Below are 21,349 nucleotides of genomic sequence, written 5' to 3' on the forward strand. Positions count from 1 at the left end.
GAGATTTTGGATTGACTTGCGCGAGATAAATCACGTGGCGGGTACCATCAAAAAATTCTTGGTCAGCAGTCAGTAATCATTAGTGATTAGTCGTAGGGTGCGTCGCCACAAAGAATCCCTCAAAAAAATAGACAATCTCATAGCGACGCACCTTACCATTAGTCAACTGTCAACTGCGGTGCCCTGAGCGTAGTCGAAGGGTCAACTGCGTTGTCCTGAGCGTAGTCGAAGGGTCAACTGTCAACTGTCAACTGCTATATACTGGAACTGTTACCGCAACACACTTCAAACGGGCGATCGCTATATGGTACAAGCACCTCAAAAAACTATCACCCTCGACGAGTTTTTGCAACTCCCAGAAACCAAACCCGCTAGCGAATACATCAAAGGTGTCATTTTACAAAAACCTATGCCGCAAGGAAAACACAGCAAACTACAAGGCAGACTCGTAACAGTCACCAACGACATCGCAGAGAAACCGCAAATTGCCCTAGCCCTACCAGAACTTCGCTGCACCTTTGGCGGACGTTCTATTGTGCCCGATGTCGCCATTTTTGTTTGGAATCGCATTCCCCTAGACGCTGACGGCGAAATTGCCAATACATTTAATGCTCACCCAGACTGGACAATAGAAATTTTGTCCCCAGCCCAAAGCCAAACCAAAGTCACAAACAATATTTTGCACTGTTTGAATGCCGGTTGTCAGATGGGTTGGTTGCTCGATCCCGATGAAAAAAACATTTTAGCCTATCCCGCAAGACAGCAGCCGATTTCCTTGCAAGAACCAACAGATATACTTCCGATGCCCAATTTTCTGCCGGAAATGCAGTTGACTTTAGGCGAAGTTTTTGGCTGGCTCAAACCAGGGAATATTTAATTGGGCGTACAGTATTCCACTCAATTGAGAAGCGCTCTCTTAGATTTGGAAATAAAAATTTAATGTTGCCGATCGCCCCATTAAGTATTTTTTCAGTAGTAGGAAGATGACAGCGAACGCTGACTATTTTTCATCCTTAACATATAGTTTAAGCTTTTGCTGCTTGACCAATATATCTTCCAATGTGTAAACTTAGCTAGCTAGCGCTGCCCTTGTCTAGGTTCCACTAGCTTACTGCGTAGCTTTACAGGTCAGATATTTTTTTATATCATCAGATATCCAATGAAAATTCCAATTTATAGGAACACCACTTATCTCCTGATATCAATTCTTGTAGTGGCAGCTATTTTGCGATTGATTAATATCAATCAGCCATTTATGGATACCTTTAGTTGGCGTCAGTCAAGCACAGCCATGATGGCCGAAAATTTATATCGCAGAAATTGGAATATCTTCTACCCTGAAGTTAGCTGGGATGGGCCAGGGCCTAGCTATAATGGACGCGAATTTCAAACAGTTACTTATATTACAGCCCTTCTCTATACTTTATTGGGACAGCATGATTGGGTGGGACGCAGTGTGGTTGTCCTGTTTAGCTTGTGGGGAATATTTGCCTTCTATCAGTTAGTTTCTCGTATTTGGGATCGGGATCGCGCTCTTATGAGTGCCGCAATTCTCGCCATTTTTCCAGGAAATATATATCTGGATCGGTCTTTCCTTCCCGACCCGGCAATGGTTGCATTAGTTGTCACAAGTTTCTGGATGCTGATTGCTTACCTACAAACTGACCGCTGGTACTATTTATTACTTGCCACCCTCTTTGCAATTTGGGGCTTTTTAACCAAACTACCAGGTTTAATCATTGGCATTCCGATGCTCTATACAATATTTGTTGTCCTGGGTCATCGAGGATTACTGCGCCCGAAAAAGCTGATAGTAATTGGAGTAGCTGCTATTTCCATCCTCCTGCCAGTAATTGCCTATTATTTGTGGGCGAGGCATCTTGCTCTCACCTATCCGCCTTACCACTTTGCTGGCAGCGGGAACTGGCTGTGGGATAGTCAGTTACGTGAATGGTGGCAACAAAAATATTTCTTTCCTAAACTATATAATATTATTTATAACTGGCTTTGGACATATCCCATCATGCTCCTTGTTGCTATTGGTTTGTTCCTTCCTCCTCATTATAAACTTCCTACCCCGGAATCTGAGGAGCAGTCAAGTAATGTAGCTGTACCAGTACCAGGGATGTTTCATTGGTGGATACTTGCTTTTGCAATTTATTACTTCATTGGCGCTCAACAGCTCGTCGCAAATCCCTCTAACTTAAATATTATCAACCCAGCCGCCGCCGCTCTAGCAGGAAATGGTTTGATAGCACTTGCTTCATTCGCCAAGCGAGTCGGAGGCTCATCTTCAGCATTAGCACTCATAACGGCAATACTACTAATCATTTCTGGAATTGGTTATAAACAGTTAAATACATGGTGCTATTATCCGTGGGCAAAAGATGGCTACGAACTAGGGATAGCTTTGCAGCAAATAACTCAACCAAGTGACCTTGTTGTTACCATAGCTAATCGTGGAGGTGGCGATCCCGTCGCTATCTATTATAGTCAACGACGTGGCTGGGTTTTTCCTCCTGAGAGCTATCAAGGCAGCATTAGACAAAATAGGGTTAATTGGAGAGAGAAAATAAAAGAGGATACTTTAATTCTACTCTTGAAAGACCTGATTATCCAGGGAGCAGATTGGATGGGAATTGTTAAATATGACAATAATCAAATAGCAAAAGATAACCCTAAATTGGTTGCGTACATTCAAAAAACATTGGAACTCTATCAAGAAACACCCAACTGGGTTATTTATCGAATTCCTCCCAAACTTAAAACAACCCAGCGCTAGAACCATGAGACTTTGGGGTCTTCTTTGTCGGGAGTAGATTGTTGAGATAGCATGAGTGAGCGGGTCACTGGACAATCCATATAAGCTGTTGTGCATTTAAACTGTGATACAAGCATTACCCATGAGGGGGTGAAAACAAGAGTCAAAACATTGATAGAATCAAGGACATAGCCCTCATACCCCTCTAAAAAAATCGTAGTTTAGTGCGCCTAATTCCGATTAATGAGCGTAATAATGTCTTGACTTGCATTCCATGCCAACTCCCTCCGCAACGCTCGGCCCAACATTGACCGTATAATCGAATCTAAAAACTACTATGGCCACGTATCGAGCGCCCGTATTCAGTTAACCTACCCACCTATTTTTGAATTCCCATTGTCTTGATTTTTTGACCTTGAATCACAGCACAACTTTAAGCAATGGCTATCAATAATATCAAATTGCTGACGGGTTAACAACCCCGTCAGGGCGCAGCAGTTAAAAAATGGTGTAATTTGTGGTAAATTACTCGCCAAGGCGTTTGTCGCCATCTGCGAGAGGTTTTTTCGCTCCCGATAGCCCAATAATAATCCGCCTAAATAGTTCCTAAACTCCCGTTTTTGGGCTTGATGACCAAAGATATCGTCAAATCTTTGACACCATTTATCCAAGCAGGGGGGCATCGCGGCGGGGGTCGTCTCTTTCATTGCTCATTCTTTAACGTTATATGCTTGCTCTTCAAGCATTAGAACTCATTTAGCTCGTATTTTTTGTTGAAGTCCCGATAAGTATCTCTTGCCATTTTTTCAACCAGCACCTTCAAACCTTTTCCTGAACATTCTCTCCCAACAAACCGCCTGGCCGAAAAGCCAAAATCACCACCAAAACCCCAAACACCCAAGCATTAGTCCAGCGGCTCGACAAATACTGATCGCTCAAAGACGAAAGCAACCCAATCAAAACGCCTCCTAACATCGCCCCGACAATATTGCCAATCCCCCCCAAAACCGCCGCCGTAAAAGCCCTCAAACCAGCCGTAAACCCCATCGTAAAAACAATAGTATTGTTGTACAAACCCACCAAAATACCCGCAGAACCCGCCAAAGCTCCCCCAATCAAAAAAGTCAGAGCAATAATCTGATCGACATTAATCCCCATAATTTTAGCAGCATCGCGACTTTGAGCAGTTGCCCGCATCGCCTTTCCCAGACGAGTGTATTGCACAAACACATGAAGCAAAACCATCAATACCACCGCCACTACCAACACAATTAAATCTTTCGTAGTAAATACAATACTCGTTTGAATTCCCAAAGCTTTAAAAATATCAACTCGCGGCAACAAATCGGGAAAACTTTTCGGCGCAGCCGAATTAGAACCCATCACCGGAATAAAAGCTTTTAATCCTCCCCAAAATAACCCCATATTTTGGAAAATAAAAGAAACTCCAATCGCTGAAATTAAAGGAGCCAACCGGGGAGCATTTCGCAAAGGTCGATAAGCATACTTTTCCACAACAATATTCAGCCCAGCACAAAACGCGGAACATACAATTAAAGCAACTAGCATCACCGGTATAGCAATAGCTAAAGGTGCGCCATCTTGAATCCCAAAAGCCCCGAACACGGTTAGGGAAGCAAAAGCACCCAACATATACAAATCGCCATGAGCAAAATTGATTAACTCAATAATGCCATAAACCATAGTGTAACCCAAAGCAATAATTGCAATCAGCGCGCCGTTGACAAGACCAACTAATAATTGTTGAATCAAAACTTCAGGATTGCTGACTATTTCTCCAAGGATTTTTGGCAAATCAAATCCTGCGATCGGGCCTAATAGCAAAACTATATAAACTACACCTAGATATAAGAGAATACTTTTCCAGTTTTTCATGTTTTTGAGTAATTGGGAATTGGGAATCGGGAATTGGGAATTGGGAATCGGGAATTGGGCATCGGGCATCGGGCATGGGACATTGGAGGGAGAAGGAAAAAGGCATAATTTTTTATTATCCCTTCTTCCTTCTTCCTTCTTTCCGATATCCGTTACAGCCGTTATAAAATCCGTTGCCTAACTTCCCTCTGTCCTCTAATTAATTATTCGGTCTTGAGCGCATTCACGAACTCCCACTTTCCACCTTTAACAACATTTCCTGACATTGTAGTCAAGCTCGTGTCGCCGTTGGTGTCAAAACTCCAAGTGCCTAGTACCCCGTTAAAATCTTTAGTTGCCAAGACAGCTTCGCGGATAGCAGCACGGTCATTTTTGCAAACTTTATTAATTGCGCCGATCGCAACTTTAGCAGCTTCATAGGCGTAAGCTGCATAAGCTTCCGGTTCAGCATTATATTTTGCCTTGTAACTTTCGTACCACTTCGCGCCCGCACCAGTCAATTCTTGAGGAGGCAAGCCGCCAAAAGTAGCGTAAATTCCTTCGGCATCTTTGCCCGCCGCGTCAATTAAAGCTTGCTCTTTAATGCCGTCGGGCCCCATGAACTTAACTGCATCAGGCGTCATTCCGACATTTCTCATGTCTTTAATTATTTGTCCGGCATTGCTTTGAGTAGTGCCACCGAAGTAAATCAGGTCGGGATTTAAAGCTTTGATCTTATTCATTAACGCCTTGTAGTCGCTAGCTTTAATATCAATTCCCTCTCTTCCGAGGACTTGAATTCCCAACTTTTTAGCAGTTGCTTCAAAAACATCAGCGATGCCTTTGCCGTATAGTTCTTGGTCGTCGAGAATGTAGACTTTTTGTACGCCTAAAGATTTCGCCCAGTTGCCAGCTACAGCCCCTTGAAGGTCGTCAGCGGGGACAACGCGGGTGAAATTACGAGTGCCTGTGGGATAATAAACGTTAGGTTCTTTGGCTTCACCTTTTCCTGGTTTAGTCAGTCCCGGATAAGTGTTGGCCGGACTGATCATGACGATGTTAGCTTGGTTGAGCACGGGAATGGAAAGTTTGGCGGCACCGGAGTTATAGTGACCGATGACGGCAACTACCGAAGCGTCAGCGACGGCTTTGTTGGAGTTCGAGGTTACTTGGGCCGGGTCCCATTTGCCGGCGGCGGCGGTGGCGTCATCGAAAACTTCGTATTGGATTTGGATTTTGCCGTCGCAAGCTTTGGAGTTGGTTTCGGCGAGGGCTTGTTGGATTCCGTTGACCATTGTTTGAGCTTGACCCAAGGCGCTGCCTGTCATGGGCAGCATGGAGACAATTTTGACAGTATTTGGGTCTCCGGGGCTGCTGACTGCGACGGGAGTGGCTGCGGGACTGGTTCCGGGGCTGCCTCCGGGAGTTGTGGCGGTGGGTGCTTCAGGATTTTGACAGCTAGCGCACAGAGAGGCTATGCCGGCGGCAAAAAGTAATTTCCGCAATCCTCCGACGCCGAGATTGTGTGTTGAGTTGATTGTTGGGGATGTGGCACTTTTGCCCCCTGACTTCTTGGAAAAGTTCATAGGTTGGTTTGTTTGTTGCTGGCGTCTTAGCATATTTCCACTGTTTTAAGTATGTAGTCAAGGGTTAGCACAAATTTTCAAATTTTAGACCAACTTTTAAAGATACACCGCTGCAACAAGCTGTTTCTCTCGTTTTCTATCGTTCCCAGCCTCTGTTTCTCGTTCCCAGGCTCGGCCGGGGAATGCCTACCGGGAGGCTCTGCTTCCAGCACACGAGGCAGAGCAAGAGTGAAATGGGTTTGCAGGCAGAGCGTGGGAACCAGTTAAAACCAGTTAAACCAGTTAAAATTTAAAAGAGAAAGGAAAATACAGATTTCCTTTCCCTTTTTCAACCCCCCAGCGTCAAATCAGCTTGATTGCCAAATCAAAGATGAATCCCTTTTTTCCTGTCAGCGATCGGCACTAAAATATTCATAATTAATCATTACTCTAGATCCTTTAATGCTTCAAACACCAACACTGAATCGATCGCCCCCATTGCCTCCGACATTCGCAACTCGTGGGTTCCTCCCACAGTAATATACCGCTTTCCTTTATTCTGAAGAACCTCAACAAACTGCTGGTGCATAGTCATTCGTAAATGTTCGCTTTCTCGCGTTCCATCCTGAACAAACCCATTGGTGACAAGTTAAGACTTAATTGCATTTGTCAATCAGTAATATTACTCAAAAAAACTGCTTTTTTAGGAGTGGAAAATTCACGATTTGAGAGGGAGTAGGTATAAATATCACCCTCGGCATGATTCCTCGATCGCCCAAATCTCAGTTTTATGCCCAAAATCGGAGTAAATGTTGAGCATAATTGCTGATTGACAAATGCTTTCTTAGCTTAACTTGTTACCAATGGAACAAACCCGAAATCCGGCTGAGTCAAAATATACAAATCGTAGCGGCGGCTGTCTGCTATTTGCTCGACCATCTGGTGTTCCCAACCAACGTAACGTTTGTGCCAAATACAAGTAGCTAAAGAATCTGTATCGCAGATAACGACTTTGTTAGCGCGAGTAGCAATATCGTCTTCTATAGCAGCTTGTTTCTTGGCAATTTCTACAAATTCATAGCTGTCCCAAATTTCAGGTTCGGGCGAATATTGCCTGCCTTCCCAGTAACACCTGCCGTATTCGGGAACCCAAGCAGTTTGGTAGTGCTGTGCGAGCGATCGCGCCAGGGTAGTTGTGCCGCTCGATTCTACACCCAGCACGCAGACTCGTTTGGCAAAGTAGGCCTTGGCTGGGGGAGTCAGCATTTGCCAGTGTTCGCCTAGGTGCGATCGCAATTGCGTTCCAGAAATCGGGAATTTGAGCCGTTCGCGATCGACTGCACAGTGTTGAGCTCCCATCAGTTTTGCCCAAGGTTCCCCGTAATCTTCTGAAGTAAAACCGATATCGGGTTTTCGCCCGGAAAGCACCTCAAGAGTCCTCTGAGCCCAAGGTTCGGGGGCTTCCGGCAAATCGTCGAGCACTTCGATAACTTCTGCGTCGGGATGCAAAAACCGAATCCAGTCGGCTCTAACGCTTCCTGCAACTGCTTGATTTGTCTTGTAACAGGCGAGAACGATTAAACGGTCAACCTTTTTTTTAGCTTCTCGAATTAAGTAGTCGTGTCCTTTGTGGAAGGGGTAAAATTTGCCTACAGTAACACCGAGTATCATAAAGATTGCTGCTGTTTTAACTTTTGTTCCGAGTAAATCCGCTGAAAATTTTGCAGTCCGAAAATTGCCATTAAGCAAAATATCGCGTACAAAATACTCGTCAGATATAGCCCGCGCGAGGCATACAAGGGAACGTAAATCGTGTCTGCAACAATCCACAAATACCAGCTTTCGAGATAGCGTTCCATCAGGTACAACTGGGCGATCGCGCTTAAGATGGTGGTCAGGGCGTCCCAAAATGGTGCCGCACCGCCCAAATATACTAATACTGTTCGCAAGCCAAATACACCAACTGTAACGAAGACTGCGGTGAGGATGAGCCAGCGTTGGTCCATGCGAGATACAGGTTTTTCTGTGCTGTTTTCGCCACCCTGCAGCCAAATATAAATTGCTTGCAAGCTGGTGATTAAATAGAAGAATTGAATCGCAACTTCGCCGTAAAGTTTAACTTGATAAAACACCGCAGCGTAGGCGATAACTCCGATTAAGCCGATCCACCAGCCTAGGGGATTGTTTTTAGCAAGCAGCCAAACGCTCCAAGCAGAAGCGATCGCCGCGATCGCTTCGATTAAGTCGAGTTGGATAGGGACAAACCACTGCACTGAAAGCAGGAGCACGAAGATGCTTGCTGCGAAGCCGATTAAGTTTGGCAGGTTCGCTTTTTTCATGGCAATCCCTATTTCGGCTGGCTATGTTGACTGCGAAATCAAATCCGAATCCTTTTTGTCCTTTGAGCGATCGACACTAAAATCTTCATAGTACGATCGCTCCGTATTCACATCCCACAAATCGTGCTTTTCGCCGAGAATATTTCTCACAGCCAGCATCCCCGTCAGCATAGAATGGTCTTGATTATTGTATCGGTGCATACCGTTGCGCCCGATCGTCTGCAAATTCTCAAATCCCTTCAAAAAACCTTCAAGTACCTGCAAGTGTCCTCGATATTCCCCATCATAAACTGGATAAGCTTTAAGTTGCCGTATGACAACTCCATCTTCCACCTCAGCAGTTGTTGCTAACCCCAAACCCACCAACTCGCGAGTTGCTAATTCGATAAGTTCCGCGTCCGACATTTCCCAAATCTCGTCGCCTACGCTACAGAAATATTCCATTCCTAAACAACTTTTGCTGGCATCGGGAACTAAAGCGGCGCTCCAATTTTTAAAGTTTTGAATTCGTCCAACTTTGGCTTCGGGGGAGTGAATGTAAATCCAGTTGTCAGGAAACAAATCCTTGCGATCGACAATCAGCGCTACAATCAAAAAATCTCGATATTTGAGCGATCGCGCGGCGTGCAACACCTCTTCGGGGGGCTGCGGTTTCATTCTTGCTACCAGCGCCGATATCGGCATACTCGTAATGAAATTATCCGCCGAATATTGAACTAATTCTCCGTTTTGCTCCGCAGTAATACTTTTAATCTTATTACCTTCACGCTCAAAGCTAATCACTTTAGTATCGAGATAAACTTTGCCGTCTTTATTCTCCACAGCTTCCGCGAACTTTTCCCACATCATCCCCGGCCCCAAAGCCGGATAATCAAACTCTTTGATTAATGTTTTAGTGTCGTTGCTGCCAAACAAAGCATTAATAATTGCTGTCGTCAGCGACAATCCTTTAATCCGCTGCGCCGCCCAATCTGCTTGAATTTCCGAACAAGGAATGCCCCAAACTTTTTCAGTGTAAGTCTTAAAAAATGTTTTATACAAGCGTTCGCCAAAACGATTGATAACCCATTGTTCAAAAGTTTTTTCTTCCGTAAGTGGCCAAATTCTCACTTTCAGATAACTCAAAATAATCAGCGTACTCTCAATTATGCCCAAATTAAAGAGAGTATTGAAGGCACTAATCGGATAGTTGAAAAATTTACCTCGATAAAAAATTCGCGACAATCGTGGCACTTTAATAAACTCATTTCCCAGTACCTCTTGCCACAACTGCTGCACGGCTTCAACTTTAGTATAAAAGCGGTGGCCGCCAATGTCGAAACGATAGCCTTTGTAGGTTTCTGTGCGAGCTATTCCCCCAACTTTATCACCTTTTTCTAGTACAACAGGGATGATGCCTTCCTTGACTAGCTCGTAGGCAGCAGTCAAGCCCGCAGGGCCTGCACCGACGATCGCAACCGGATAATGTTTCACTCAGCCTACCTCCAGCTTTTTTATCGAACCATACAATTATTTATAACTTGTCCAAGTTACAGATGCACCCGTGAATACCCTGAGAACCTATTGAGCTACCTGATTTTGAAGGACAATTTGCCTTGATTTATTGAGCGGATACTGGCAAGCTAACTTTGCCAGTCACAGGCTTTTTTTGGTATAAGTAGCGACCCGTGCCGATCGCGAATGCCAGTCCGCTGTAAAAGTAGAAAAGCCAGTGCCACGGAATAGTTTTCAGGGCAAATAGGATACCGTGTTTACGGTGAAAAAATCGGTAAAGCGGTGCATTAATTGCTACCAGCGGTATTGCCAGCAAACCAGCCAGTAGCAGAAAGCTCACCGACCAGCAGGTTCCCAAAGTTGCCAGCAGGACTGCATAAGTTAAAATCACGCTGATGCGGTTCGAGACTTGCAAGTTGAGGTCGTTATTCAATTTGCGATCGCGCCAAATCAGTTCTGTCCAAGGCAGCGCTCGGTAGAAAAAGTCAGCTTTCACCATACCCATAGGTTTCCACCGCTTTAAATGCTTCACCTGCAATGTTTTGCACAGCCGAATGTTATAACCTGCTTGTTTCAAACGGTAGCCGAACTCAATATCTTCGATCGAAGCTTGGCGGTAACTCTCATTAAAGCCACCCATTTGCAAAAAAATTTCCCGACGAATCACTCCGCAAGCGCCCCAAAAAGTCGAAGCTTCTTCGTTACCTGTTTGGTGCACGTAGTGGTGGAGCAAGTTCCTGTACTGTGATAGAAAATCAGGATCTCCAGGATCATCGTCGTAAGAGCCGATGAAAGCAGCTAAGTAGGGATTATTTTTGAACACCGATATCGCATAGCCCACAGCTTCTGGACAAACAGCGACATCAGCATCCACAAAAAACAGAATATCTCCCTTTGCAGCCTGGGCACCCAAATTTCTGGCGCGCGCTGGCCCTCCGCATTCGGGAATCCTGATCACTTTGGCGCCGAATTCCTGGGCTAGACGCCAAGAACCGTCGCTTTCACCATCTGCTACTACAATAATCTCGATCGGCCTGGGCACAGTTTGAGCCAGTTTTGACAAACAGGTGCGGAAGTAAGAGCCCCCGTTGTGGACTGGGATAATAACGGATACAGTGGGGTCGGCGGTAGAAATCATTACCTAAATTGTTTAAATTGCAGGGGCTAAAATTTGCTGGAATTTTATGGGTGCTACTTTACAAAGGGTAAAATCAGCTCTACTTTTTTATTTATAACTCGATTTTTGTTGATCTTCAACTATATTTTTTGCTGGTATTCTCGATTTAATTTTCCCCATTCTTACTTCTATTTTACGCCATCTCTTGCTGAGAGTGACCTGATGTAGACAACACCTTTACAAAATCTTTAAATATATCATTGTTTGTGTAAACTTCGGAAAAAGCCCCTGCAGCATTTTGGTGTGGCTGTGTTGCCATACACAAGACTTTGATTTTATAAGTAGGCACACCGTATAAAATCCAACATCGTTTATACGGATACCCACGAACTGTCAGGACTTGCGCGGTACAATTTCTTTTACAGACCTCATCCGCGAGTGACTGCTGCCCCAAGTCTCGATCGCGACTGCGGACTCAATGCACACTTTATGACTTTTGGCAATATAATTTAAATATACGTCTTAAAATTTCCGACACTGTACGATCGAGCTTTGGTAATTTGCTAACATACTCTTAGCTAGTTCCCTTTGAACCAAAACTTTTACATAAACAAGTTTTTATATTACATGAAAACCTTCCAAAACACTTTAAATCAGCCCTTAGTTTCAGTCATCATACCAGCTTAGGAATGAGAATTAAATAACTTAGAATGCGTGATGGTTCTTGTGGGATGGGCGTCCCGCCCGTCCAGAAAGGGGGGCGGGACGCCCAACCCACTTTCATTGTGTAAATTATTTAATTCGCGATCCTATGCAGCAATGGCAAAATCTCACTCTTTAATTATGGCAGATATCCGGCAGCAACATCCCGAAATTCCCAGCAGCATTTATCGCTGCTATAGCAGCAACTTTTACATTTACTTAGGATCGCGAATTAAATAACTTACAATTTTAATTATTATTGTGGGATGGGCGTCCCGCCCGTCCCACTTTCAAGAGTGGAAGTTATTTAATTCTCATTCCTTAGCTGTCAAAAGCAACCGCAGTGGCAATCACCGGAGTACATTATCTTGGCTGTATCGAGCGTTCAAAGAAGATTTATCAATGGCACTTTTGCGCCATAATTTGTATCTGCTGTCAATAAAAAGTATATTAACAATAATAGTTACAGCGCCAACTGAAGCTGGGTTAGAGTTAAAAAAAGCATCAGAATCGAGTGAAGGGAGGACAGTTGCTAGGACTGAGGCGCGAACGAAAGCTCACAGAATGTTGCCATCGCAGGTATACGAAAGAATGCGATTCAATAGTTTAGGAAATCGAAAATCTACATAAACCCAAAATTGAAAAACCCGGTTTTTTGAAGAAACCGGGTTTTTGAGGAAGCTAGAGGGCGTTTAATTCTGCCTGGTTGGTCGATCAAGAATGAGGAAAGAGGGTTAAATAAAAAAATCTAAATTTTCCATTCTTCCTTCTTACTTCTTCCTTCTTCCTTCTACTTAATCTCTCTAAGCGTGAGAAGCTGTAGCAGTTTGAGCTTGCGGCTGCTTACCATCTGGCGCAAGGGATTCCCCTTCAATAAACGAGCGCAACATCCAAGCCATTTGCTCGTGCTGTTCCATCAAACCCGTCAAAAAGTCAGCGGTTCCGTCATCCTTAAACTCTTCACCGCACTGTTCTACGTGTTTGCGGAGATTGCGAATAATCAGTTCGTGGTCATCAACTAAACGCGCTACCATTTCCGTAGCCAAAGGCAAATCGCCGATATGTTCTTTAATCGAGCCATACTTCAGAAAACCCTCAGCAGTACCAATTGGATAGCCACCTAAAGTTCTCACCCGTTCAGCCATAGCATCGATATTTAGTGTTAACGCCTGATAGTGTTCTTCCCACAACTGGTGGAGCGATCGAAACTGCGGGCCCACTACATCCCAGTGATACTTTTTGGTTTTGATTAACAGCAGATAAGCATCTGCCAAGTCGTGATTCAATAGTTCGATAACGCCTGCACGTTGCTCGTCAGATAGACCTATGTTTAACTTACGCATTGAAAATTGTTCCTTCAAATCTAACTTTACTATTAGAACAAATTTCGCCCGTCACTTACATCAACCCAGAGGACGATCGAAGACGATCGCACTTTAGTAAAATATCTGCTTTTCAGGTTAAAGTAATTGCAATATTGATACCTTTAGATAGATGCACTCAAACTTATTGTTCCGAAGCGCCTTTGTTTGGCGATCACACCGATTGGGCGGCAGGTGAGTCCCCGCTCAATCCCGCTATATAAAAAGGCTGCACTCTGATTGTTAATAAAAATTAAGGAATTTATGCCGAAGGTAACGAACATCACACACACTTAATTGTGCGGGCGGGTTTAAATGACGGCATAACGGACTTGCAATTAAATATCACCCCATTATATCCTAGAAGGCTAGGAAACAGATTTTCGGACATGAGCGGTTCTGATCTGTGTGATTGGGATGCTACAAATGATATTGACTCAAACCCTTCAATCCACGTTCAAGGATGCTGCCAAGAAACAGACGGGCGATCGCCGTCGAAACTTTATGGCAAAAGTGGCGGAAGACCCAGATCAAATACAGCCGTGAAACCCTTTGTCCCATCTAGTAGACGCCGGGAGAAGTTGTGTGCTAGCTTCACCTTCAGGAACACTTGCTGCTGTGACCACCAACACCACTAAGCCGAAGGTATCAACCGCAGTGCCGCGTTTTGGGCCCGCAGGTGCATGAAGGCTTTGTCAAACCAGACCCTCTGATGAACCATCGTTGCAGTGACAATTGTTGAAACCTGGTTTTTGGCGGATGGCGTGTCAGGACAGATTAAAAAAAAGCAGTCCTCAGCGTTTGCAGCGAGGAGGAGATCGAGGGCATTACAGTTTTTCCTATGTGGGGAATACGGGCTAAAGTAGCCGTAGGAAAGATTGATCCATACTTTTACTAACTGTGCTACTTTCATCAGAAATTTGGGTTTGAAACCCCGTCCTTCTAGGACGGCTTTACATGAATTTTTGTTAATACCTACCATTTCACCCAAGACGTGCTAGTATGTGAAATGGTGTACTTAAAATAAGTATGACACTAAAAGCCTTCAGCTATCGATTCTACCCAACGCCGGAACAAGAAAGTTTGTTGCGACGTACTTTGGGTTGTGTTCGTTTGGTCTACAACCGTGCTTTAGCCACAAGAACTGAAGCTTGGTACGAAGAACAGAAACGGGTAGGCTATGCTGAGACTTCTTCAATGTTAACCGAATGGAAGAAAACAGAAGAGTTGAATTTTCTCAATGAAGTTAGCTGTGTGCCATTGCAGCAATGTTTGAGACATTTACAAACGGCTTATACCAACTTTTTTGATGGGCGGGCCAAATATCCTAACTTCAAAAAGAAACGCAATGGTGGTAGTGCAGAATTTACCAAGTCAGCATTTAAGTTCAGAGATGGACAAGTCTACCTAGCAAAAAGCACACAAGCGTTACCAATTCGTTGGAGCCGGACACTACCTGATGGTGCAACACCATCAACCTTAAGCGTGAAGCTTGCACCATCAGGTAGGTGGTCAGTTTCTCTGTTGGTGAATGTTGAAATTGAAGCATTACCTCAGTCAGGCAGTCAAGTTGGTATCGACCTGGGAGTTACAAGCTTGCTCACTCTAAGCACTGGCGAAAAGATTGCCAATCCCAAAGGATTCAAGGCAAAATATCGCAAACTTAGAAAAGCGCAAAAATCTTTAAGTCGCAAGCAAAAAGGGTCAAACAACCGTCACAAAGCACGGCTTAAAGTAGCGAAAGTGCATCAAGAAATCACTGATGCAAGGAAAGATAGTCTTCACAAGTTAACAACGCGGTTGGTGTGTGAAAACCAAACCATCGCCGTAGAAGGCTTAGCTGTGAAGAATATGGTTAAAAATCCCAAACTTGCCGCTTCTATAAGTGATGCAAGTTGGGGGGAATTAGTCGGACAACTTGAATACAAGTGTAAGTGGTACAGCCGTACTTTAATTAAGATCGATCGCTGGTTTCCGAGTTCTAAACGGTGTGGCAATTGCGGACACATCGTTGACAAGATGCCGTTAAATATCCGGGAATGGGATTGTCCTAATTGCGACACTCACCATGACCGAGATATTAATGCGGCAAAAAATATTTTGGCGGCAGGGCTTGCCGTGTCAGTCTGTGGAGCGACCGTAAGACCAGAACAGAGTAAATCTGTTAAGGCTGGTGCGAAATCCCCGTCAGGGACGGAAGCAGAAACCTAAGTCGTGAGTCTTAGGAATCCCCGTGCGTTTACGCCGGGGTGGATGTCAATGTTAGCTGTAAACCATCATGCGGGAAATCTGCCAGAGCGTGGAAACCATATTTGAACGGCTGTTAGACGAACTCAAAAAGTCCACTCGCGCGTCTGAGCAGAACTGCCAAGATGTAGCAGGGCGACTCGCAGCAGAAGTCAACAGGATATGCACAGAAAGCCAGCGGATTCAAGCCTCTGGAGATATAGAAGGTTCAGCCCAGACCCTCGCTCAGCACCGCTTGCAACAATGCCTCCACTATTACAATTTAGGCTCCGGGCCCGGTAGAGTAGAATTGCACAGTACCCTCAGCGCGATCGTCTATCGCTACATCACCCCTCCGCAGGTGCAGTCTAGCTATCAGGCGCGAGTAGAACTGATCAAAGATTTTTTGCAAGGATTTTATCTGGAAGCTTTAAAGGCATTCCGGCGCGAAACCCAACTACCACCTACCTACAGTCCCCGCACTCGCTTAGAACTAGCAGAGTACATGGCCTTTGTAGAGCGCTTCGGCAAGCGGCGCATTCCTTTACCTCGGAACCGCAGCCAGCAACTCATTATTTTACGGGCCCAAACCTTTTCCCAGCAGCAGCCCAAAGAAACCTCCGTAGATATGGAACAAGCCGCCGACGGAGGGGCTTCTGATTCCGACCAAACTTGGAACGATACCTCGGTGCACTCCGTGCGGGAAGCGATGGCCGGACAGGGTTCCGCTGCAATTCGCCCCCAAGGCGACGAGTCAGAATCTCTGCGGCAAAACGTGATTGACGAATTAGTCGCTTACTTGAAAGATCGCAACCAACAAGACTGCGCCGATTACTTCGTGCTGCGCTTGCAAGACTTGCCGACTAATGAAATAGAGTCGCTTCTGGGCATAACTCCCCGCCAAAGAGACTATTTGCAGCAGCGCTTCAAGTACCATTTGCTCAGGTTCGCCATGTCGCACCGCTGGGAACTCGTTCACCAGTGGCTGGAAGCAGACTTAGATCGCAATTTGGGTTTGCTGCCTTCTCAGTGGCAGGCGTTTGGCGAGCAAATTGGCCCAGAGGGACAGCGTTTGCTAAAGTTGAAACAACAGGGTCTGTCAGAGTCAGCGATCGCCCAAACCCTGGGCAGCACGGTAGCCCAGGTACAGAAGCGGTGGTTTAAATTGCTGGAACTTGCGTGGGAATTGCGAAATCGTTCAGATTCCGGAGAAGGGGCATCTAGTGATGAATAACGAAACGAACAGGGATGCAGAGGCTTTCGATCGCCATTTTTTAGACTGGATATTGCAGGCGCCGATCGCGAATGCCTCTAGCGAAGATGAGGAAAACCTCAATCCATCCCCTCGCTCACAAGAGTGGGGCGACACAGAAGACAATTCCGGGGTGGAATACTGGGAATGGGACGAACCAGACCCGCTGGACTATCAAGTGGGGGCGCACAACAATGCACCCGCACAACCGCTGACAATTGGAGAAATACCGACCGTGCAAGACCGTTTTCAGACCTTGTTAAAAGAAAGGCTTAGAGCCGAAATTGAATCTAACCCGCCGCTGTTCCCCTGGGAAACAGAATTCAAAAGCTACGACCACGATTACCCAGACGATGTAGCCCCGCAATGGGTTCCCCCCCTACACCTCTGGACTCCCCAACTACAAAATATCAGGTGGGGCCGCCTGCCAATTCCGATCGCCCAAGGGGTTTTTGCTCAACTGCTAGAACCTTGTCAGGAATTGGTAATGTCGTCGCTGCGGCAAGGCTCGAAGTTAGTTCGCGCTGTAGATGGCTTATTTCCGGGCCAGTCTCAGGAACTCAACGAGTTAGCTGGTTTAGTGCTCCGAGGTTCTTTGCGGGGACTTCTAGATTTAGAAGATTTCCCGAATTACGAAGCAGCGAGTACCGATCAACAAATGGTGCTGTCGCTGTTGGCCGCCAAGGAAATCATTGAGTCTCTAACTCTCGATTGTCCTGTAAATCAGCCACCGGTTTCGCGGGAGTGGCTGACTGGTTTGGGTGCGCTGACTCTGGAGGCTCAATATCTGTCGAACCGCAACAGAGAACAGCCAATGCCGTGTTTAAGAGTTGAGTGCCAATTTCCGGGGGCAGGAAGTTTGGAACTCAAGGGAGGAGATGCCGAAGCAACTGCACATCGTCCGAATTCCGGGCATTTAAGTGTGGAGTTGTTTGACCCGCAACCTAACAAGACTTATGCTCTAGAAGTTCGATTCCAAAACTTCGATACCAGACCTTTGATGTTTGCTATTCGTCCAATTTGGACAGGACAAGATAGCAACTAGAAAGGTATAATTAGAGTAAAGAATTTAGCTTTTTACTCTGTGGTTTGACCTCACACAAAACAGATGCAATCCCTCGACTTCGGTCGTGGAAAGCAAAAAAAAATTAGATATTAGTTCAAGCCCTCAGATTCATCTGTGGAGTGAATCTAAAATCTAATGACAGAGGAATAAGATTTGGAGATTAGTTAAAACCCAGATTAATCTGTGGATTCAATCTAAAATCCAAAATCTAAAATGGTTTGACCGAGAAATAAGATTTAGATATTAGTTAAAACCCAGATTAATCTGTGGGTTCAATCTAAAATCTAAAATCTAAAATCTAAAATCTAAAATCGTTTGACAGGGAAATAAGATTTAGATATTAGGTAAAATCCAGATTAATCTGTGGATTCAATCTAAAATCTAAAATCTGAAATCTAAAATAGTTGGATGGGTGCACATGACAACTGATAACCTGCGAAATATACCTGTTTTGGGTAAGCTGTGGGAGCAGATTGAGGCCATGCCTCCGCCGGTGATTGAGGATTCTTTGCTGCTGCGAATCCTAGTTCAGTTGTTGGTAATTGTGGGGATTGTAGCTACTGACGTTGCTGCTGAAGAAGCCCTGAACCTGTGGGCTGTGCCTGTTAGTATTGTGGGAGCAACTTGGAGTTGGTACCGCCGCCGCGATCGCAATGTAGCTGCTAAGTTCTGCATAGCTATTGGAATGCTGGTGGCCCTGTTCGCTTTTTTTAGCCGCTTGGTGGGAGAATTGAATGATACGCGGTTAGTTTTGGCGCAACTGTTAATCCAACTTCAAGTGCTGCACAGTTTCGATTTGCCTCGCCGCAAGGATTTAGGCTATTCGATGGTAATCGGGCTAATTTTGTTAGGGGTAGCAGCGACTCTCAGCCAAACCTTGACTTTTGCGCCGCTATTGTTGGTGTTTTTGGCTTTAGCGCTTCCAACTTTGGTTTTGGATTATCGATCGCGCTTGGGATTTTTGAAGCCAGAAGCCATTGGCGAAAAAGCACAAGGTAAAGGAAAAAATGAAAGCCTGTCGCTATTTGCTGCTACTTTATCCCCAAAGTATTTTGCTTGGCTGCTGCTGATAACTGTCGGGTTGGGGCTGACTATTTTTGCGTTTTTGCCACGCCTCCCTGGCTATCAGTTGCGGACTTTTCCGGTGAGTGCTCCTATTGAATATCAGGGGGAGTTTGACGAGCGCAGCATTCTGAATCCGGGGTATGTTAGAGGGGGAAATGAAAAAGGAACTGGCGGAGGAACGGGGAGAAACCCAGACTCTGGGCCAGGAGAGGTAGACTCTACTTTTTATTACGGTTTCAACCAGCGCATTAATCAAAATTTGCGGGGGGAAATGAAACCCCAAGTGGTGATGCGGGTGCGATCGCAGGCTGCAGGTTTTTGGCGAGTATTAGGCTTTGACAAATACACCGGTCAGGGTTGGGAAATTTCTCGCAACGAACAAGCTCAAAAGGTGACTAGACCTAGCTGGTCTTATCAATTTTATCTGAATCCGTTTCCCAATGCGCCTCGGAATCAAGAGGTGATTCAAAGTTATACTATTGTTGCTCCAATGCCGAATTTGATTCCGGCTTTAAACAAGCCGAAGGAGCTTTATTTTCCGAGTCCAGAGGTGGCCGTTGATGCGGAGGGGGGTTTGCGAGCGCCTGCGGAATTGGGAGAGGGTGTGACTTATACAGTGATTTCTAATGTGCCTTTTCGCGATCGCTCTTTGTTGGGGAAAACTGGTACTAATTACCCGAAAAATATTCGCAAGTTTTATTTGGATGTGCCCCCGGAAATTGCCCAAAAGGTGCGAGAAAAAACTGAAGAAATCTTGGCGGCAAGAACTAGAGTATCTCAGTCGGAAAGACCGATAGATTCTCCTTACGAAAAAGCTTTGTATTTGGCTCAATATTTAAAGCAAAATCCGAATTACAAAATAGAAAAAGCTTTGCCTTACTTAGAAGAAGGTGAAGATTTAGTCGAGGGTTTTCTGTTTGGCTACAAAAACACCCAGGACGGCAAAAAAGTTACAGGGGGATATCCAGACCACTTTTCGACGGTACTGACAATTATGCTCAGATCGATCGGGATTCCGGCGCGGCTGGCTGGCGGTTTCGATACGGGGGAATTCAACCCGTTTACTGGTTACTATGTTGTGAAAAATACCGACGCTTTTTTGATGACGGAGGTATATTTTCCCAATCACGGCTGGTTTGGTTTTAATCCGATTCCCGGTTATCCGCTGATTCCGGCTTCGGTGGAAGACAACCAGACTTTTAGTGCGCTGGAATCGTTTTGGAAGTGGATCGCGGGTTGGCTACCGACTCCTCTCAGAAGCGGGCTGGATTCAGTTATAGGTTTTCTAATTGGCTGGATAACTTTGATTGTGGGCTGGTTTCTGGGACAGTTTGCTAGGGGTTGGGTGGGGTTATTTACTGGTTTGATTGCTGCGATCGCCTTTGGCTTTATTGGCTGGTTAATTTGGCAAGTGTGGCGCAAGTGGCGCCACCGCCGCTGGCTGGCGAAGTTGCCGCCGGTGGAGGGGGTTTATCAGGAAATGCTGAAGGATTTGGCGAGTAGGGGATTTGTGAAACCTCGCGCTCAAACGCCTTTGGAGTATGCTGAGGCTATGCGCGGGAATCATCCCACTGATGAGGGTGAGGTGATTGATGAAGTTTCGCAAGCTTACGTGCGCTGGAAGTATGGCGGGGAAGCGGGTAATTTGAACCAGTTGCGGGGGTTGGTGGAAAATTTGAGACGATCGCACTTGAAGAAACTCAAAAAGTTAAGATAAAAATCGGCGATAGAAATCGCTTGTACACAAGTAGGAGTTACGGAGAAAAACCCAAGAAACCGGGTTTTTCCGGTTTCTACGGCTGCATAGCGTCTTCTGGGCAAAAACCCGGTTTCTGGCCACCCGCGCATCATCTGATTGCGATCGCAAAATTTTCACTCTTAATACAGCCTCACGCTTTCAATCATTGGTTTGATGAGCAACAATGAGGCGATCGATTTCTTCGTGATGGCGATCGTAATAACGCCAAGCATTCTCTAGAACGCGATCGGAGTGTGGATTTATGTTAAGGGGAGATGAATGATTCGGTCTTGGTATTAGTTGCGTTTCCGGCGAAGCTGTGTAGCATAAATGGGCGTAACATTCTCATCCATCAAATATTTAAGTGCCATTCCTCAAGCACCCTGGATCGCGGTTTGCCTTTCCCGTTCAGCTTTCAATTTTCGCAATCTTTCTGCTGCAGGATGGGGATTTGCTGCTTGCATTTTTCGCTGCTGATGCGACCACTCCAACCAATCTTGCAAATATCTACTTACTGATTCTTGATTTTGTAAATAATACAAAATAGTCGTATAAACTTCGGCTAAACTGAGAGAGGGATAGAGTTGCTGAATTTCTTCTGGGGTGCGTTCCCGATAAATATACTCATACAGTACCGTCTCAATCCCGATGCGATGTCCTTTAATACGAATATCATCCGGTGCTAAGAAATCAAAATACTCATTAAGTCCCATATCTAAACTTCCTGTTTTAGCCATCTACTATTCTACTGGTGATCGGGAATCCCTTGATTCGCCTGATCGGCATCA

The 21,349-nt window shown here is 45.3% G+C and carries 17 protein-coding genes and 1 pseudogene; 8 read left to right on the top strand and 10 right to left on the bottom strand.

Annotated features, from left to right (window positions below):
• Positions 1-304 precede the first annotated feature (304 nt).
• Positions 305-877, top strand: coding sequence for a Uma2 family endonuclease (locus QT987_RS00240; RefSeq protein WP_333236254.1), 573 nt, complete (start codon positions 305-307; stop codon positions 875-877).
• Between the two features lie 282 nt (positions 878-1,159).
• Positions 1,160-2,782: a glycosyltransferase family 39 protein gene (locus tag QT987_RS00245; protein ID WP_333236256.1), complete on the top strand. Its 1,623-nt coding sequence runs from the start codon at positions 1,160-1,162 to the stop codon at positions 2,780-2,782.
• 466 nt (positions 2,783-3,248) lie between these two features.
• Here QT987_RS00245 and QT987_RS00250 read toward each other — a convergent pair.
• From QT987_RS00250 to QT987_RS00285, 8 genes and pseudogenes are all read right to left on the bottom strand, one after another.
• Positions 3,249-3,468 (bottom strand): annotated as a pseudogene (locus tag QT987_RS00250) (IS701 family transposase); the annotation flags it as partial.
• Positions 3,469-3,580: 112 nt separating this feature from the next.
• A complete protein-coding gene (locus QT987_RS00255) occupies positions 3,581-4,726 on the bottom strand; it encodes a branched-chain amino acid ABC transporter permease (RefSeq protein ID WP_333236258.1) in 1,146 nt (381 codons plus the stop codon).
• 134 nt (positions 4,727-4,860) lie between these two features.
• A complete protein-coding gene (locus QT987_RS00260) occupies positions 4,861-6,222 on the bottom strand; it encodes a branched-chain amino acid ABC transporter substrate-binding protein (protein WP_333236260.1) in 1,362 nt (453 codons plus the stop codon).
• A gap of 424 nt (positions 6,223-6,646) precedes the next feature.
• The gene (locus tag QT987_RS00265; protein WP_333236262.1) at positions 6,647-6,796 is read right to left on the bottom strand and encodes a hypothetical protein; all 150 of its coding nucleotides are present in this window, start codon (positions 6,794-6,796) and stop codon (positions 6,647-6,649) included.
• Between the two features lie 254 nt (positions 6,797-7,050).
• The gene (locus tag QT987_RS00270; RefSeq protein ID WP_333236264.1) at positions 7,051-7,872 is read right to left on the bottom strand and encodes an AAA family ATPase; all 822 of its coding nucleotides are present in this window, start codon (positions 7,870-7,872) and stop codon (positions 7,051-7,053) included.
• On the bottom strand, positions 7,869-8,540 hold the full coding sequence (pnuC, locus tag QT987_RS00275; RefSeq protein ID WP_333236266.1) for a nicotinamide riboside transporter PnuC: 672 nt from the start codon (positions 8,538-8,540) through the stop codon (positions 7,869-7,871). Before pnuC ends, QT987_RS00270 begins: the two co-directional genes overlap by 4 nt.
• Before the next feature lie 21 nt (positions 8,541-8,561).
• Positions 8,562-10,013: an NAD(P)/FAD-dependent oxidoreductase gene (locus tag QT987_RS00280; protein WP_333236268.1), complete on the bottom strand. Its 1,452-nt coding sequence runs from the start codon at positions 10,011-10,013 to the stop codon at positions 8,562-8,564.
• Positions 10,014-10,140: 127 nt separating this feature from the next.
• Positions 10,141-11,172: a glycosyltransferase family 2 protein gene (locus tag QT987_RS00285; RefSeq protein WP_333236270.1), complete on the bottom strand. Its 1,032-nt coding sequence runs from the start codon at positions 11,170-11,172 to the stop codon at positions 10,141-10,143.
• 798 nt (positions 11,173-11,970) lie between these two features.
• Between QT987_RS00285 and QT987_RS00290 the strand changes: the two genes are divergently transcribed.
• Positions 11,971-12,093 carry a hypothetical protein gene (locus QT987_RS00290; RefSeq protein ID WP_333053255.1) on the top strand — a complete coding sequence of 41 codons (123 nt, stop codon included), beginning with the start codon at positions 11,971-11,973 and terminating at the stop codon, positions 12,091-12,093.
• 563 nt (positions 12,094-12,656) lie between these two features.
• Here the strand turns inward: QT987_RS00290 and QT987_RS00295 are convergent.
• On the bottom strand, positions 12,657-13,196 hold the full coding sequence (locus tag QT987_RS00295; RefSeq protein ID WP_333053253.1) for a Dps family protein: 540 nt from the start codon (positions 13,194-13,196) through the stop codon (positions 12,657-12,659).
• On the opposite strand from QT987_RS00295, the gene QT987_RS00300 reads away from it, so the two are divergent.
• From QT987_RS00300 to QT987_RS00320, 5 genes are all read left to right on the top strand, one after another.
• Positions 13,196-13,438, top strand: coding sequence for a hypothetical protein (locus tag QT987_RS00300; RefSeq protein WP_333053252.1), 243 nt, complete (start codon positions 13,196-13,198; stop codon positions 13,436-13,438). The two genes, QT987_RS00295 and QT987_RS00300, sit on opposite strands and share 1 nt — an antisense overlap.
• 805 nt (positions 13,439-14,243) lie before the next feature.
• Complete coding sequence (locus tag QT987_RS00305; protein WP_333236272.1) at positions 14,244-15,425, top strand: RNA-guided endonuclease TnpB family protein; 1,182 nt, start codon at positions 14,244-14,246, stop codon at positions 15,423-15,425.
• Positions 15,426-15,492: 67 nt separating this feature from the next.
• Positions 15,493-16,674: a heterocyst differentiation protein HetZ gene (hetZ, locus tag QT987_RS00310; RefSeq protein ID WP_333236274.1), complete on the top strand. Its 1,182-nt coding sequence runs from the start codon at positions 15,493-15,495 to the stop codon at positions 16,672-16,674.
• Positions 16,667-17,737 (top strand): hypothetical protein, encoded by a 1,071-nt coding sequence (locus QT987_RS00315; protein ID WP_333236276.1) that lies wholly within the window; start codon positions 16,667-16,669, stop codon positions 17,735-17,737. Before hetZ ends, QT987_RS00315 begins: the two co-directional genes overlap by 8 nt.
• A 439-nt stretch (positions 17,738-18,176) precedes the next feature.
• Positions 18,177-20,540 carry a DUF3488 and DUF4129 domain-containing transglutaminase family protein gene (locus tag QT987_RS00320; protein WP_333236278.1) on the top strand — a complete coding sequence of 788 codons (2,364 nt, stop codon included), beginning with the start codon at positions 18,177-18,179 and terminating at the stop codon, positions 20,538-20,540.
• 395 nt (positions 20,541-20,935) lie between these two features.
• Here QT987_RS00320 and QT987_RS00325 read toward each other — a convergent pair whose 3' ends face one another.
• On the bottom strand, positions 20,936-21,298 hold the full coding sequence (locus QT987_RS00325; protein WP_445243027.1) for a DUF433 domain-containing protein: 363 nt from the start codon (positions 21,296-21,298) through the stop codon (positions 20,936-20,938).
• Positions 21,299-21,349 lie beyond the last annotated feature (51 nt).

This window comes from Microcoleus sp. SVA1B4, from assembly GCF_036700545.1.
Taxonomy (GTDB): domain Bacteria; phylum Cyanobacteriota; class Cyanobacteriia; order Cyanobacteriales; family Microcoleaceae; genus Microcoleus.